This window comes from Novosphingobium gossypii, from assembly GCF_050433305.1.
GTDB lineage: Bacteria > Pseudomonadota > Alphaproteobacteria > Sphingomonadales > Sphingomonadaceae > Novosphingobium > Novosphingobium gossypii.
This window is the reverse complement of the sequence record NZ_JBNPXM010000001.1, coordinates 549,825-565,422: the sequence shown is the minus strand read 5'-3', so window position 1 is coordinate 565,422 and position 15,598 is coordinate 549,825. Positions and strand designations below refer to the sequence as shown.

Genomic DNA, 15,598 nt, shown 5'->3' with positions numbered 1-15,598 from the left:
AGGCCACGCTGCCATGCAGCATCGCGTGAGTCTCCCCGTACCAACTTCTCCGCTCCAGATTGCGGACTATCGCAAGTTCTGGCTCGCCCGCTTCTTCGCCGTTCTGGCGACCACGGGCACCGTCGTCATCATCGGTTATCAGCTCTATGACGTTGCCCGCACCGACTATGGCATGCCGATCACGCAGGCGTCGTTCCAGCTGGGCCTGCTGGGGTTCGCACAGTTCCTACCGGTCTTCCTGCTGACCCCGATCGCAGGCGTCGTTGCTGACCGGATAGACCGGCGCAAGGTGGCCGGCACGGCGGCGCTGCTGGACATGTGCGTGGCACTGGGCCTGGGCGTGACAACCACGCTGGAAGTCCGCAGCCTGCCGGTGCTCTACATGTTCGCGGTGATGCACGGCATGGTGCGCGTCTTCATCAGTCCGGCCATGTCGGCCATCGCCCCCAACATCGTGCCGCCGCAGCTGATCCCGCGCGCGATCGGCTTCAATTCGATCGCGATGCAGGCCGGCACCATCATCGGGCCGGCTGCCTATGGCTTCATGTTCGCGGCCCATCACGCCATGCCCTACTGGTGTTCCGCCCTGTTCACGCTGGGCGCTTCGCTGTCGATCCAGTCGATCCGCCATCTGCCGCAGATCGCCCGCGATCCGGCGAAGGCCCATCCGATCCGCCAGATCGTGGAAGGTTTCCGCTTTGTATGGAGCGAGCGTTTCCTGCTGGGCTGCATCACGCTGGACCTGTTCGCGGTCCTGCTAGGCGGCGCAACCGCGCTGATGCCCGTCTTCGCGCGCGATCTGCTGCACGTCGGCCCCGAAGGGCTAGGGCAGATGCGCGCGGCGACGGCGGCGGGCGCGGCGGTTGTCGCGCTGTGGCTCTCGTTCCGGCCGCTGGCTTCCAACGTCGGGGTCAAGATGCTCGTCGCCGTCGTCGCTTACGGTGCCGCGACCATCGGCTTCGGCCTATCGCGCCACTTCTTCCTCTCGCTCGCGTTCCTTGCCTGCCTTGGCGCGGCGGACATGATCTCCGTATTCATCCGCAGCTCGCTGGTGCAGTTGCGCACGCCGGACGATGTGCGCGGCCGCGTCTCCGCCATTTCTGGCCTGGCCGTCTCCGCCTCCAACGAACTGGGCGAGTTCCAGTCCGGCTTCGCCGCCGCGCTGCTGGGCGCGACCGGAGCGGTTGTCTTCGGCGGCAGCGCTGCCATAGTCATCACCCTTGCCTGGGCCTGGCTCTTCCCCGAGTTGCGCCGGGCCCGCACCTTTGAACCCCGTTGGGAGCAGAAACCATGAAGGCCGACAGCATCCTCGCCACCATCGGCGACACCCCGCACATCCGCCTCTCGCGTCTTTTCCCGGACCACGAAGTCTGGGTAAAGGCAGAGCGTTCCAACCCCGGCGGCTCGATCAAGGACCGCATCGGCCTGGCCATGATCGAGGCGGCAGAGGCTGACGGCAGCCTCAAGCCGGGCGGCACCATCATCGAGCCGACTTCGGGCAACACCGGCATCGGCCTGGCCATGGCGGCGGCGGTCAAGGGCTATACCCTGATCCTCGTCATGCCCGAATCGATGTCGGTCGAACGCCGCCGGCTGATGCTGGCTTACGGCGCGAAGTTTGACCTCACGCCGCGCGAAAAGGGCATGAAGGGCGCAATCGAACGCGCCAAGGAACTGATCGACGCCACCCCCGGCTCGTGGATGCCGCAGCAGTTCGACAACCCGGCCAACGTGGATGTCCATGTGCGGACCACCGCGCAGGAGATCATCCGTGATTTCGCCGAGACGCCGATCGACGTGCTCGTCACCGGCGTCGGCACTGGCGGCCACCTGACCGGCTGTGCGGAAACGCTGAAGGCGCAGTGGCCGGACCTTCGCGCCTATGCCGTCGAACCCACGCTTTCGCCGGTGATCTCGGGCGGACAGCCCGGGCCGCACCCGATCCAGGGGATCGGTGCAGGCTTCATCCCGGGCAACCTGCATACCCAGTCGATCGATGGCGCCATTCAGGTAGACCCTGCCGACGCCAAGGAATGGGCACGCCGCAGCGCCACCGAAGAAGGCATGCTGGTGGGCATCAGTTCCGGCGCGACGCTGGCCGCCATCGCCCAGAAGCTCAAGGATCTGCCCGCCGGCAGCCGCGTGCTGGGGTTCAACTACGACACCGGAGAGCGTTACCTCTCGGTGCCCGATTTCCTGCCGGAGTGACTTCGATCGTGACCACCGTGCCCACTCTTGCACCGGTTGCCTACGAGCACGCCGGTGTCGCCCTCACCGGCTGGCTTGCCCGCCCTGAAGGCACGCCGCGCGCCGCCGTGGCGCTGTTTCCCACCATCGCCAACGTCATCCCGCTGATGGAAGAGCGTGCCCGTCGCCTTGCCGCAGAAGGGTACCTGGTGATGATCACCGACTTCTACGGCGAGCCGGTCGCCAGCTTCGAAGCCTCGTTCCCGATGGCCGAAAAGCTGCGCGCCGACAACGCGTACTACCGCGCGAGGATCATCGCCGGGATCGACGCCCTGCGCGGGGTTTCAAGAGGTCTGGCGGATGGCCTCAGGGTCTTCGCCATCGGCCACTGCATGGGCGGCCAGGCCGTCCTCGAAGCTGCCCGCGCCGGAGAGGATCTTGCCGGCGTCGTCAGCTTCCACGGCACCCTGCCCACCGAGGCCCCGGCCGCGCCCGGCACCATCAAGGCGCGGATCCTGGTCTGCCACGGCGACGCCGACCCCCTGGTCCCGCGCGAGCATGTCGTCGCGTTCTGGGAAGAAATGGATGCCGCCGGCGCCCATTGGCACTTCCACAGCTACGGGAATGTGAAGCACGGCTTCACCGACCCGCATAGCGCCGCCAAGGGCATGGCGTTCCTCGACTACAACCAGAGCGCGGACCGCCACTCGTGGGCATCGATGCTGTCGTTCTTCGACGAAATCCTGGGCTGAACCGCTCCGTACAGCACCAGCGGCCTCGGACTTGATCCGGGACCGCTGGCGGTCTTTGGGCGAGCACTATCGGCAGGGCGGCTTGCTGCGATGTGGGCTGTTCACGGTCAGCGGTCCCGGAGCAAGTCCGGGACGACGGACACGCGGAAACATCCGCTGGCGAATGCGGACTTTACGCCGGGGTAGATCTCGACCGAAGGGTAACATCAGGTCGGCGTCGGGGCGTCCCTGCGGGTGTGCGAGGGAGCATGGCACTGCATGATGCGACCGGACGGGTAGTGGCCACCAACACCCCGTCTCGACCCTTGGCGGAAGAGCGGTCCGGATCGTCGGCGCGGGCTCGCGGACGGCGACGATCCTGCCTGCCGTGCCGTACTGGACCTCGCAAGGTACAGGCTCAGGCGCGGCAGATTGGGTGGGCAGGCGAGACTTCCGAAGGCAAGCCAGGAAAGCAGATCGCATGGCCGGTGAACCGTTTCCGGGAGGACGCTCGTACACCGCCCACGACACCGACCCGATACACCGCTGAAACCGAAGGCCTTCGGTTCGGCGGATGCTGCGGCATATAACCTAAATGGTTCTTAAAGTCAATCCTCGTTTCGCACTAGCGCGTCACCGTCCAGCGTGCGGTAGAAGCAGCTGCGCGCGCCGGTGTGGCAGGCCGGACCTTCAGGGGTGACGCGCAGTTCCAGCGCATCCTGGTCGCAGTCCACGCGAATCTCGTCGATGCGCAGGAAATGGCCCGAGGTTTCCCCCTTCAGCCACAGCCTGCCGCGCGACCGCGAATGGAAGTGCGCCAGCCCGGTTTCGCGCGTCTTCGCCAGCGCTTCCTCGTCCATGTAGGCAACCATCAGAATCTCACGCGTGCGCGAATCGACCGCGATGGCGATCAGCAGGCCCTGCGCATCGAACCTTGGAAGGAATGCGTTGCCCAGTTCTCGCTCGGCTGCCGTCACATCCGTCATCATTTGCAATCCCTGTTTCCGCTAACAGCGGCATAATTGTTGCTCAGCAGCCACAGAGGTGACCCAAAATCAGCGGCCACCATAGAAGTCTCTTTCAAAAAAAGACGATTCGATGAAATCTGCACTTGCAGCTGGGGGGCTGCTTCTGACCCACAGGTCGCTCGCAGGCAAGTGTTCGGCAAGGAACACCAGTCTGAAACGGAAAGCGGGCCACGGTTCAGGGAATGCAACGATGAGGGATCGGACCAGGCGGTATCAGGGGCACCGCCTAACTGCGCAAGCAGGGTTCAAAAAGTTTCGTCACGAGGACGCCCGGAATCGCAAGGTTCCGGGCGTTTTCGTTTCGATGCTCAGGTGATGTCCAGGGCCTCGTCCAGCACTCGGGCAAAGCAGGCGATCACCACCTTCTCCGCGCCCGCTCGCCTCAGTGCCGACACACAGGCGTCGGTGGTCGCACCGCTGGTCAGCACATCGTCAACCAGAACGACCTTCCTGCCTGCCAGCGCGGACTTTCGGTTCGCACGGATGGCAATGGCTCCGCTCAGCGCCCGCTTGCGCGCGGCCTTGCCAAGCCCGCCCAGCGACGGCGTCGCCTTGCGCCGTTCAAGCATGTCCACCGCCAGCCGGGCGCCGGTACGCCGTCCGATCTGCCGCGCCAGTTCCGCGGACTGGTTGTACCCCCGCTTCCACAACCGCCAGCGGTGGAGCGGCACCGGCACCAGAATCCAGTCGGCGTCCACGAAATGAAGTTTGGGCACCATCAGCCCCGCCATCATCGGCGCCAGCGCGATGCGGTTGCCGTGCTTGAAGGCCAGCACCAGCTTGCGCGAGGGATCGTTGTAGAGCGTTGCCGCCGCGATCCCTGCGTGGCGCGGCGGATCGGCAAGGCACGGCGCGCATGTGCCGCCATCGGGCATCATGTCACCGAAAGGACGGCTGCACGTGCTGCAGCTTGGGTCGCCGGGAATGACCAGCGTGCTCCAGCAAGAGGTGCAAAGCCCCGCCGCAGAGCCGATCCCCGCGCCGCACAGCGGGCACCGCGGCGGAAACAGCAGGTCGATCACCGGCGCCAGAACCTGTCCCAATCCCATCGCCTCACACTATCAGCGGCAGCGGCGGGCAACAGACCATTGCAAGGATTACATCGACGCGGCAGGGAAGCCGGATGGCAACCAAGGCTCCCCCCCGCATCTTCTCGCCCACGCGCCGACTGGCGCTGCGCCGCCGCATGCTCCGGCTGCAGCAGCACCCGGACGCCCCGCGATATCTGATCGACGACATGGTGGAGGACGTGCTGGAACGCCTGTCCTTCCTGCGGTTCGAGCCCAAGACGGCACTGGTGGTGGGCGACTATTCCGGCACCCTTGCTCCGCAGCTGCGCGCGCAGGGGGTTGCGGTTACGGAAGCGGACCCGGCGACCGGTTTTGTGGAGGACAGCCCGCTGGATGCTCAGGGGCCGTTCGAGAACTTCGATCTCATCGCCAGTCTCGGCACGCTGGACACCGTCAATGACCTGCCCGGCGCCTTCGTCCATGCCCGCAAGGCCCTGGCGCCGGGCGGCATGCTGATCGCCAGCTTTCTTGCGTCGGGCAGCCTGCCGGTCCTGCGTGAGGTGATGCTGGCCGCCGACGGCGAGCGCGCGGCCCCTCGCCTTCACCCCTCCGTGGACGTGCGCGCCGGAGCGCAATTGTTGCAGCGCACGCTCTATGCCGACCCCGTGGCCGATCACCGCCATGTCGATGTGGCGTTCCGCAGCCTTGAGCGTCTGGCGGCGGACCTGCGGGCGCAGGGGCTTGCCAACGTGCTGGCGGACCCCGGCCCACCCCTTGGCAAGGCGGCGCTGGAGCGCGCGCGCGAAGCCTTCGCCGCCGCCGGTGAAGCCGGCCGCACGGTGGAGCGCTTCGAGATCATGACGCTGTCGGGCTGGAAGCGCTAAGGGCCTGATCATAAAAAATCGGCGAGGCTTCGATGAAGCCTCGCCGATCGAATGGCTGTCGATGGCCAGCGTCCCGGGGTCGCCCCCGGGACGCCCGCATTACGCCAGAGCGGCCTGTGCCGCTGCCAGGCGCGCGATCGGTACGCGGAAAGGCGAGGCCGAGACATAGTCCAGCCCGACCTTCTCGCAGAACGCGATCGATGCCGGATCGCCGCCATGCTCGCCGCAGATACCCAGCTTCAGGTCGGCATACGTGGCACGCCCACGCTCGGCGCCAAGCTGGACCAGCTGGCCCACGCCCTCGACGTCGAGGCTGACGAACGGGTCGCGCGGGTAGATGCCCTTCTCGACATAAGGGCTGAGGAAGCGCGCGGCATCGTCGCGCGAGACGCCCAGCGTCGTCTGCGTCAGGTCGTTGGTGCCGAACGAGAAGAACTTGGCCTCCTCGGCAATTTGCCCTGCCATCAGCGCCGCGCGGGGCAACTCGATCATGGTGCCCACGAGATAGTCCAGCGTCTTGCTCTTCTCCGCGAAGACCTTGGCCGCGGCCTGATCGACGACCTTCTTCAGGATCGCCAGTTCGCGCTTGGTGGCGACGAGCGGGATCATGACTTCGGGAACGATTGCCTCCCCCGAAGCGAGCGCGACATCGCACGCGGCCTCGAAGATGGCGCGGGCCTGCATCTCGTAGATTTCGGGGAAGGTGATGCCCAGGCGGCAACCGCGATGGCCCAGCATCGGGTTGAATTCATGCAGTTCGTCCGCACGCCGCTTGAGCGTGTCCACGCCGATGCCGATCGCGTCCGACAGTTCCGCGAATTCCGCGTCGCTGTGCGGCAGGAATTCGTGCAGCGGCGGGTCGAGCAGGCGGATGGTGACGGGCAGGCCCGCCATCACCTCGAAGATCGCCTGGAAGTCCGCGCGCTGTTCCGGCAGCAGCTTGGCCAGTGCCTCACGGCGGCCCTTCTCGTCCTCGGCCAGGATCATCTGGCGCACGGCGGAAATGCGGCTGGCGTCGAAGAACATGTGCTCGGTACGGCAAAGACCGATGCCCTCGGCACCGAACTGGCGCGCCATGCGGCAGTCGGCAGGGGTCTCGGCGTTGGTGCGCACCTTCATGCGCCGGTGCTTGTCAGCCCATTCCATGAGCGTGCCGAAATCGCCGGCCAGTTCCGGCTCGATGGTGGGCACTTCGCCCGCCATGATGTCGCCATTGGCCCCGTCGAGGGTGATGAGATCGCCCTCCTTCAGTTCGCGGGTGCCGATGCGCAGCGTGCGGGTCTTCATGTCGATCGACAGTGCCGACGCGCCCGAGACACAGGGGCGGCCCATGCCGCGTGCCACGACCGCCGCGTGGCTGGTCATGCCGCCACGCGCGGTCAGGATGCCCTTGGCCGCGTGCATGCCGTGAATGTCTTCAGGGCTGGTTTCCACGCGGACGAGGACGACCGCTTCGCCGCGTTCAGCGCGCTTTTCGGCGGTGTCGGCATCGAGCACGATCGCGCCTGAAGCCGCGCCAGGCGATGCCGGCAGGCCCTTGCCCAGTATATCACGCTTGGCCTTGGGGTCGAGCGTGGGGTGCAGCAGCTGGTCGAGCGCCATCGGATCGACGCGCTTGATCGCCGTGGATTCGTCGATGAGGCCTTCCTCGACCATGTCGACCGCCATCTTGAGCGCGGCCTTGGCGGTGCGCTTGCCCGAACGGGTCTGCAGCATCCACAGCTTGTTCTGCTGCACCGTGAATTCGATGTCCTGCATGTCGCGGTAGTGCTTTTCGAGCAGGTCGAACACGGCGGCGAGTTCGGCGTAAGCCTGCGGCATCGCCTCTTCCATCGACAGCGGCTTGGCCCCGGCCCGCTCGCGCGCAGCCTTGGTCAAATACTGCGGGGTGCGGATGCCGGCGACGACGTCCTCGCCCTGCGCGTTGACCAGCCATTCGCCGTAATAGGCGCGCTCGCCGGTGGCGGGATCGCGGGTGAAGGCAACGCCGGTGGCCGACGTGTCGCCCATGTTGCCGAAGACCATCGCCTGCACGTTGACGGCGGTGCCCCAGTCACCGGGAATGTCGTTGAGACGGCGGTAGACCTTGGCGCGGTCGGCGTCCCAGCTGTCGAACACGGCCTGGATGGCGCCCCACAGCTGTTCCTGCGGATCCTGCGGGAACGGCTTGCCCAGCGCCTTGTCGACGATCGCCTTGTATTCGGCCACCAGCTTGCGCCAGTCCGCAGCGGTCAGTTCGACGTCGTTGTCGTAGCCGTTGTCTTCCTTGGCGATCTCCAGCGCTTCCTCGAACAGGTGGTGTTCGACACCGAGCACCACGTCCGAGTACATCTGGATGAACCGGCGATAGCTGTCCCATGCGAACCGGTCGTCACCCGAAGTCGACGCAAGACCCTCCACGGTCACGTCGTTCAGGCCGAGGTTCAGCACGGTGTCCATCATGCCCGGCATCGAGACGCGTGCGCCCGAGCGGACAGAGACCAGCAGCGGATCGGCGGCATCGCCGAACGCCTTGCCGACCGACTTTTCGATGTGTGCAAGCGCTTCGGCAACTTCGGCACGCAGTTCGTCCGAGAAGTTCGCGCCCTCCGCGAGATACTTCACGCACTCTTCGGTGGTGATGGTGAAGCCCGGCGGCACCGGCAGTCCGATCCCGGCCATTTCAGCCAGATTCGCCCCCTTGCCGCCGGTGATCACCTTGTCCTTCGCGCGCGGATCGTCGTGCTTTACGCCGCCGCCGAACGTGTAGACCTGCTTAGTCATTCTTCCCATATCTCCGGGATTTTTGCGCAAGAATGCAGATCGTGGGGAAACCCTCCTACCCCTCGATCCGCGAGAAATCCGCTACGTTGTGCACCGCAGCACGGAAGCGATCAAGCAGTGCAAGACGGGACGTTCTTTTTCTGAAATCAGTATCGTTCACTGTCACCTGTTCAAAGAACCCGTCGATCGGCGCGCGCAACGTAGCGAGCGCGCGCATTGCACTTGCGAAATCTTCGTTAGCAACTGCAGCAGATGCTTCCGGTTCCGCCTTTACCAGCGCGTCGATAAGATTTTTCTCTGCCGGTTCAGGCGTGTAGCCCAGACCTTCGGCATCGGCGTGGCGGTCCGCCATCTTTGCGGCGATGGCTTCGGCCAGGTCCGGGTCCTCGACCACGGCCAGCGGGTCTTCCTCGCCGGTCTGCGGGATCTGGCCCTCGATGCCCTGCCAGTCTTCCTTGCGCAGGATGTTGGCCGCACGTTTGTAGCCCGCAAGGAGATTGGCACCGTTCTCGGTGGCGACGAAAGCCTGCAACGCATGGACGCGGGCCAGCAGGCGAACCAGATCGTCCTCGCCGCCCAGCGCAAATACCGCGTCGATCAGATCGTGGCGAACACCCGCTTCCTTCTGCTGGACCTTGAGGCGATCCGCGAAAAAATCGAGGAGTTCACCTTCGGCAACACCAAAGCGCAGGTTGTTACTTGCGATCAGCCGCAGCACACCAAGAGCGGCACGGCGAAGCGCAAATGGATCCTTCGATCCCGTCGGCTTCTCATCAATGGCGAAGAAGCTGCGCAACGTATCCAGCTTGTCCGCCAGCGACACGGCCACCGTCACCCGCGCGGTCGGCACTTCGTCGCCCTGCCCGACCGGCTTGTAGTGGTCGCGGATGGCGTCGGCCACGGCGTCGGGCAGGCCCTCGGCGCGGGCGTAGTAGCCGCCCATGAGGCCCTGCAGTTCGGGGAACTCGCCGACCATCTCGGTGACGAGATCGGCCTTGCACAGCTCCGCCGCCTGACGCGCCAGCGCCGGGTCGCAGTTGGGGACGATGCCTTCGCTCGCCAGCCATTCCGCCAGCTTCGCCACGCGCTCCACCTTGTCGGCTACGGTGCCCAGCTTTTCGTGGAAGGTGATGCGCTCCAGCTTCTTCGCCTGTTCGGCCAGCGGGGTCTTCTTGTCCTGTTCCCAGAAGAAGCGCGCGTCGGACAGGCGGGCGGCCAGCACCTTGCGGTTGCCCGCGACGATGCCCTCGCCGCCATCGGTGGCGTCGATATTGGCGGTGCAAATGAAGGCGTCGGCCAGCTTGCCGTCCGCGTCCTCGCACACGAAATACTTCTGGTTGACGCGGGCGGTCAGCTGGATCGTTTCGGGCGGAACGTCCAGGAACGCCTCGTCGAAGCGGCCCAGCAGCGGCACGGGCCATTCGGTGAGGCCGGCGTTCTCGATCACCAGCCCCTCATCCTCTACCAGCGTCAGGCCGGCGGCGGCAGCGGCGTTGCGGGCTTCGTCGCGGATCAGGTCCTGACGCTCGACATGGTCGACGATGACGTGGCAGGCAGAAAGCTTGGCGGCATAATCATCCGCGCCGCCAATGGTGATTTCGCCCGGCGCGTGGAAGCGGTGGCCCTTCGTGGCGTAGCCCGAGCGGATGCCGCCCACTTCGCACTCCACCAGTTCCTCGCCCAGAATGGCGACGATGCCGGAAAGCGGGCGCACCCAGCGCAGCGATTCCGTGCTGGAAGACGCCGCGCCCCAGCGCTGCGACTTGGGCCAGGGGAAAGCGCGCACAATCGCGGGGATCGCCTCGGCCAGCACGTCCTTCACGGCGCGGCCGGGCTTTTCGACCACGGCAAAGTACGTGTCCTTGCCCTTGAGGTCACGGATCTCCAGCTGGTCCTTCGTCAGCCCGGTTTTGCGCAGGAACCCTTCGAGCGCCTGTTCAGGGGCGGAAGTCGCCGGGCCCTTGGTTTCCTCGCTGACGGCTTCGGTCGTTTCCGGCAGGCCGTTGGCGATCAGCGCAAGGCGGCGCGGCGTGGACCACACGGTAATCTTGCCGAGGGCCACACCGGCAGCGTCCATTTCCTTGCGGAACAGCTTTTCCAGATCGGCGCGCGCGCCCGCCTGCATGCGGGCCGGGATTTCTTCGCTGCGCAGTTCGAGAAGGAAGTCGGTCATACAGTCCACCCCGGGAACCTGGATTCCCACTTGTCCTTGTTCACGTCGATCCACGCCTGGCACGAACCCTTGGCAAGGTCGCGGACGCGGGCCATGTAGCTGGCGCGTTCCTGCACCGAGATGACGCCGCGCGCCTGCAGCAGGTTGAACAGATGCGATGCCTCGATCGCCTGATCGTAAGCTGCCAGCGGGATCTTCGCGTCGATGCAGCGCAGGCATTCGGCCTCTGCGGCCTTGAACCCGGCAAACAGCGCGTCGGTATCAGCGATCTCGAAATTGTATTTCGACTGCTGCTGCTCGTTCGCAAGGAAGACGTCGCCGTAGCTCACGCCTTCGTTGTTGAACCTAAGGTCGTAGACCGAATCCACGTCCTGGATATACATCGCCAGACGTTCCAGACCGTATGTCAGCTCGCCCGCCACGGGCTTGCAGTCGAAGCCGCCCATCTGCTGGAAGTAAGTGAACTGCGTCACTTCCATGCCATCGCACCAGACTTCCCAGCCCAGACCCCAAGCGCCCAGCGTCGGGCTTTCCCAGTCGTCCTCGACAAAGCGGATGTCGTGCGCCAGCGGGTCCACGCCGATCTCGGCCAGCGACTGGAGGTACAGTTCCTGGAGGTTTTCCGGGTTCGGCTTCAGGATCACCTGATACTGGTAGTAGTGCTGCAGCCGGTTCGGGTTCTCGCCATAGCGGCCGTCGGTGGGACGGCGCGAAGGCTGAACGTAGGCGGCCTTCCACGGCTCTGGTCCAAGCGCGCGCAGTGTGGTGGCGGGGTGGAAGGTGCCTGCGCCCATGCGCATGTCGTAAGGCTGCAGGATGAGGCAGCCCTGCGCGCTCCAGAAGTTGTGGAGCGTCAGGATCATGTCCTGGAAGCTGAGCGGCTGTTTCGCGGCGGTCATCGTGTTTCCGTCGTTTGATCTGGTGGCGTGATCTGTTGTCTTTGCCCTGTTTGGGGCCTTTGGAGGATCGGAACCGTCAAATCAACAACACAAAGCTTTGCGGTGCAGCAATCTCGCTACGTCTGGCCGCGGGGGCAATCCGCCGCTAAGACATGGGATAATGTCCCGTATCCGATCCCGGCTCGGCGCTGCAGCATGCGCGCTCTTCATCCTTACCGCCAACCCGGTCCATGCGGAGGCTCCCGAGGCGGTCCGTCCGGCCTTGTGGAAGGTCGCGGACGAGGACACCACGATCTGGCTGTTCGGCACCATCCACGTCCTGCCCGAACCGGTGGCGTGGGATGCGGGTCCGGTGGGCAAGGCGCTCGATTCCGCGCAGGAGCTGGTGACAGAGATCCGCATGGATCAGGCAGAGCAGTCGCAGGGCATCATTCTGCAAAAGAGCTTGCGTGAAGATGGCAAGGCCCTGCGCGACACCCTGGCTGACAGGGAACGGGACTCGTATGACGCGGCACTGGCGGGTATCGGCCTGCCGCCCGCCGCCTTCGACCGCAACGACGCCTGGTTCGCGGCGCTGATGCTGACGCTGATCCCGCTCAAGGCGGCGGGATACAGCACCGAAAGCGGCATCGACCAGCAGGTGGCGGCGCGGGCAAAGGCGCGGCACATCCCCAACGAGGCGTTCGAGACAGCGGACTACCAGATCGGCCTGTTCGACAGTCTGCCCGAAAATACCCAGCAGGCCTATCTCGCCGAAGTGCTGGGTGCGCTGCCCACCGTGAAGGCCGACGTCGACGCCATGGTTTCGGCCTGGAAGACGGGCGATGCCGACCATCTGGCCGAACTCATGAACGAGGACGAGAGCGACCCCACCGTGCGCAAGGTGCTGATTACCGATCGCAACGCGAACTGGGCGAAGTGGCTCAAGGCGCGGCTGGACAAGCCGGGGATCGTGTTCGTTGCAGTCGGGGCCGGGCATCTGGCGGGTCCGGGCAGCGTACAGGACCAGTTGGCCGCACAAGGCATCGCATCGACGCGGGTGCAGTAAGCCGCCCATGCGTCGCATCGCTGCATTGCTGTGCCTCCTTGGCCTTTTCGCATGCTCCTCCGGCCCGCAGGAGGCGAACCCTGCGCTGTGGCATGTCACTGATGCGCAGGGGCACGAAGGGTGGCTGTTCGGCACGATCCATTCGTCGGACCGGCCGCTGGCGTGGCGCACCCCGCAAGTGGAGGTCGCCCTTGCGCGTGCCGAGGCGATCCTGGTCGAAGTCGGCAATCTGGCGGACGAGGCCGAAGTTGCTGCCACGTTCGCCCGGCTCGCCCGCACCGAAGGGCAGCCGCCCCTGTCGCAGCGGGTGCCTACAAAGGACCGCCCTGCCCTTGCCGCACTACTGGCAAAGAGCGGCCATGCCGACGGCGACTTTGCAGGCATGGACACCTGGGCTGCGGCACTGACCCTGGCGCGTTCCGGCGCAAAAGAGGGCGATGCCCGCAACGGCGTCGATCGCGCGGTGATCGCGGCGGCGGGCGGGCGCCCGGTGGTGGAGCTGGAAGGTGCCGCGATGCAGCTTGGCCTGTTCGATGCCCTGCCCGAAAAGGAACAGCGCGACCTGCTGAGCGCAGTGGTGGCAGAGGCCTCCGTCCCCGACCGCGACCTCTCCATCAGCTGGCGCAAGGGCGACATGGCAACGATAGAGCGCGAAACGCGCGCGGGGCTGCTGGCCGACCCGGAACTGCGGGCGGTGCTGTTCACCGGGCGCAATCGCAGTTGGACCGCGAAGATCGCCCAGGCACTGAAATCCGGGCGCGCACCCTTTGTCGCCGTGGGCGCGGCGCACATGGCCGGGCCGGAAGGCCTGCTCGCAATGCTGGCGGCGCAGGGCTTTGCAGTAAAGCGGGTGGAGTGACGGGCGAGGAAACCCGCCGCCGCCCCGCCGCACCCGGCACCCTCCCCCTTGCATTTGCGCCCGTCTGCCAGTAAGGGCCGCGCCTTCCCGTCATGGTCATCCCTGGAGGCGTGGCGGGACGGTGCGCACCGATGAGCGGGGCTGCATCGCATGTTTATCCAGTTTTGAAAGGCAAGTCCCATGAGCGATACGCTTAACCTGCCGGCCGAGACGCGTGATCGGGCTGGCAAGGGAGCCTCCCGTGCACTGCGTCGTGATGGTCGCGTGCCCGCCGTCATCTACGGTGGCAACGAAGAGCCCCTCGCGATCCACGTCCAGGAAAAGGAGCTGGCTCGCCAGCTCGGAACCGGCCACTTCTTCAACTCGATCGTCGAAGTCGAAGTTGGCGGCAAGAAGTTCCGTACCCAGCCCAAGGACGTTGCCTTCCACCCGGTGTCCGAGCGTCCGCTCCACGCCGATTTCCTGCGCGTTGCCAAGGGCGCGACCGTGACCGTCAAGGTCCCCGTCGTGTTCCAGAACGAAGAGCTTTCGCCGGGCCTGAAGCGCGGCGGCGTGCTGAACATCGTGCACCACGACCTTGAACTGGTCGTCGATGCCGACAACATCCCGCACGAAATCGTCGTGGACGTGACCGGCTTCGACGTCGGCGAATCGATCCACCTGAACCACATCAAGCTGCCCAAGGGCGCCGAAGTCGTGGTTCACGGTGAAGACGACACCGTCGCCTCGATCGCCGCTCCCTCTGCCCTGCGCAGCGAGGAAGGCGACACCACCACGGAAGGCGAAGGCGAGTAAGCCTTTTTCCATCGTGGAACGAATTGGCCCTCCCTGCACCCGCACGGAGGGCCTTTTCTTTGACCGACCCTTCCCGCGGGCGGCCTGAAAGGATCATCGAATGCCCACGCAGCTCTGGGTCGGCCTGGGCAATCCCGGCCCGCAATACGCCTTCAACCGCCACAACGTCGGTTTCATGGCCGCCGATGCCATTGCCGAGATCCACGGCTTTGGGCCCGTCCAGAAGAAGTTCCAGGGCTGGCTGCAGGAAGGGCGCATCGGCGCCGACAAGGTACTGCTGCTCAAGCCTGCCACTTTCATGAACGAAAGCGGCCGTTCGGTGGGTGAAGCAATGCGCTTCTACAAGCTGGACCTGTCCGCCCTCACCGTCTTCCATGACGAGCTGGACCTGCCCCCCTTCAAGGTCAAGGTGAAGCGCGGCGGAGGTCATGCCGGGCACAACGGGCTGCGCTCCATCGACCAGCACATGGGCGCGGAATTCCGCCGTGTGCGACTGGGCATTGGCCATCCCGGCCACAAGGACCGGGTTCATGGCTACGTACTGGGCAACTACGCCAAGGCCGAGATGGACCCGCTTGCGGACATGCTGGGCGCGATCTCTGCCGAGGCCGACCGGCTGGCGGCGAACGACGATGCCCGGTTCATGAACGACGTCGCGCTGCGCCAGCAGGACTGACACCCTGCATAATCTGTCGGGTTAGCTTACAATATGCAGGTATCGTTAGACTGGAATAGCCCGAAAACTACGCAAAACTGCGATTGGCACGGTGATTGCTAAGATGATGGTAAGCTGAATTGACTTACCAAGGGGACACCGAATGAACCGCAAGATCATCCTGACCTCCACGCTCGCTCTGGGCATGGCCATGACCATGAGCGCACCTGCCCACGCCACCTGGGGCAAGGGCTGCTATCCGTGGAGCAAGAAGTGCTCTTCGTCGTCCAGCTCTTCCTCGACCTCGGGCGGAACGACCTCCACCTCGACTTCGGGCGGCACCACCACCACTTCGGGCGGAACGACCACGACTTCGGGCGGCACCACGACCTCGGGCGGAACGACCACGTCCGGTGGCACGACCACGTCGGGTGGAACTTCGGGCGGTTCGTCGTCGGGCGGCACCGCCGTTCCGGAGCCGGGCATGCTGGGCATGCTGGGTGCGGGCCTCATCGGCCTGGCCTACGCGCGTCGTCGCAAGACCCGCGGCTGATCTTTCGAATCGG

General features: G+C 65.5%; 14 protein-coding genes. 9 read left to right on the top strand and 5 right to left on the bottom strand.

What is annotated here, in order from left to right:
* Positions 1–13 precede the first annotated feature (13 nt).
* From GGR40_RS02985 to GGR40_RS02975, 3 genes are read left to right on the top strand one after another with little or no spacing between them, the layout of a single operon-like run.
* Positions 14–1,294: an MFS transporter gene (locus GGR40_RS02985; protein ID WP_429274702.1), complete on the top strand. Its 1,281-nt coding sequence runs from the start codon at positions 14–16 to the stop codon at positions 1,292–1,294.
* Positions 1,291–2,208, top strand: coding sequence for a cysteine synthase A (gene cysK / locus GGR40_RS02980; protein ID WP_429274701.1), 918 nt, complete (start codon positions 1,291–1,293; stop codon positions 2,206–2,208). Before GGR40_RS02985 ends, cysK begins: the two co-directional genes overlap by 4 nt.
* Positions 2,205–2,939: a dienelactone hydrolase family protein gene (locus GGR40_RS02975; RefSeq protein ID WP_429274700.1), complete on the top strand. Its 735-nt coding sequence runs from the start codon at positions 2,205–2,207 to the stop codon at positions 2,937–2,939. Before cysK ends, GGR40_RS02975 begins: the two co-directional genes overlap by 4 nt.
* A gap of 587 nt (positions 2,940–3,526) precedes the next feature.
* Here GGR40_RS02975 and hisI read toward each other — a convergent pair.
* Both hisI and GGR40_RS02965 read right to left on the bottom strand, forming a co-directional pair.
* Positions 3,527–3,904: a phosphoribosyl-AMP cyclohydrolase gene (gene hisI / locus GGR40_RS02970; RefSeq protein WP_429275205.1), complete on the bottom strand. Its 378-nt coding sequence runs from the start codon at positions 3,902–3,904 to the stop codon at positions 3,527–3,529.
* A gap of 350 nt (positions 3,905–4,254) precedes the next feature.
* Positions 4,255–4,995 (bottom strand): double zinc ribbon domain-containing protein, encoded by a 741-nt coding sequence (locus GGR40_RS02965; RefSeq protein WP_429274699.1) that lies wholly within the window; start codon positions 4,993–4,995, stop codon positions 4,255–4,257.
* Positions 4,996–5,069: 74 nt separating this feature from the next.
* Between GGR40_RS02965 and GGR40_RS02960 the strand changes: the two genes are divergently transcribed.
* Positions 5,070–5,840, top strand: a complete 771-nt coding sequence (locus GGR40_RS02960; RefSeq protein WP_429274698.1) for a methyltransferase domain-containing protein — start codon at positions 5,070–5,072, stop codon at positions 5,838–5,840.
* A gap of 99 nt (positions 5,841–5,939) precedes the next feature.
* Here the strand turns inward: GGR40_RS02960 and ppdK are convergent, their stop codons facing one another.
* Genes ppdK through GGR40_RS02945 form a run of 3 tightly spaced genes read right to left on the bottom strand, consistent with a single transcriptional unit; the run spans position 5,940 to position 11,675 of the window.
* Positions 5,940–8,603, bottom strand: a complete 2,664-nt coding sequence (gene ppdK, locus GGR40_RS02955) for a pyruvate, phosphate dikinase (RefSeq protein WP_429274697.1) — start codon at positions 8,601–8,603, stop codon at positions 5,940–5,942.
* Between the two features lie 55 nt (positions 8,604–8,658).
* Positions 8,659–10,776 carry a glycine--tRNA ligase subunit beta gene (gene glyS, locus GGR40_RS02950; RefSeq protein ID WP_429274696.1) on the bottom strand — a complete coding sequence of 706 codons (2,118 nt, stop codon included), beginning with the start codon at positions 10,774–10,776 and terminating at the stop codon, positions 8,659–8,661.
* The gene (locus GGR40_RS02945; RefSeq protein ID WP_429274695.1) at positions 10,773–11,675 is read right to left on the bottom strand and encodes a glycine--tRNA ligase subunit alpha; all 903 of its coding nucleotides are present in this window, start codon (positions 11,673–11,675) and stop codon (positions 10,773–10,775) included. Before GGR40_RS02945 ends, glyS begins: the two co-directional genes overlap by 4 nt.
* Before the next feature lie 160 nt (positions 11,676–11,835).
* Here GGR40_RS02945 and GGR40_RS02940 point away from each other — a divergent pair, with 160 nt between their 5' ends.
* The 5 genes from GGR40_RS02940 to GGR40_RS02920 all read left to right on the top strand — a co-directional run bounded on the left by GGR40_RS02940 (position 11,836) and on the right by GGR40_RS02920 (position 15,585).
* Positions 11,836–12,723, top strand: a complete 888-nt coding sequence (locus GGR40_RS02940; RefSeq protein WP_429274694.1) for a TraB/GumN family protein — start codon at positions 11,836–11,838, stop codon at positions 12,721–12,723.
* A gap of 7 nt (positions 12,724–12,730) precedes the next feature.
* Complete coding sequence (locus GGR40_RS02935) at positions 12,731–13,582, top strand: TraB/GumN family protein (protein ID WP_429274693.1); 852 nt, start codon at positions 12,731–12,733, stop codon at positions 13,580–13,582.
* A gap of 180 nt (positions 13,583–13,762) precedes the next feature.
* Positions 13,763–14,377, top strand: a complete 615-nt coding sequence (locus tag GGR40_RS02930; protein ID WP_429274692.1) for a 50S ribosomal protein L25/general stress protein Ctc — start codon at positions 13,763–13,765, stop codon at positions 14,375–14,377.
* A gap of 100 nt (positions 14,378–14,477) precedes the next feature.
* On the top strand, positions 14,478–15,053 hold the full coding sequence (gene pth / locus GGR40_RS02925) for an aminoacyl-tRNA hydrolase (protein ID WP_429274691.1): 576 nt from the start codon (positions 14,478–14,480) through the stop codon (positions 15,051–15,053).
* Between the two features lie 142 nt (positions 15,054–15,195).
* Positions 15,196–15,585, top strand: a complete 390-nt coding sequence (locus tag GGR40_RS02920; RefSeq protein WP_429274690.1) for a PEP-CTERM sorting domain-containing protein — start codon at positions 15,196–15,198, stop codon at positions 15,583–15,585.
* The last annotated feature ends 13 nt before the right edge of the window (positions 15,586–15,598 follow it).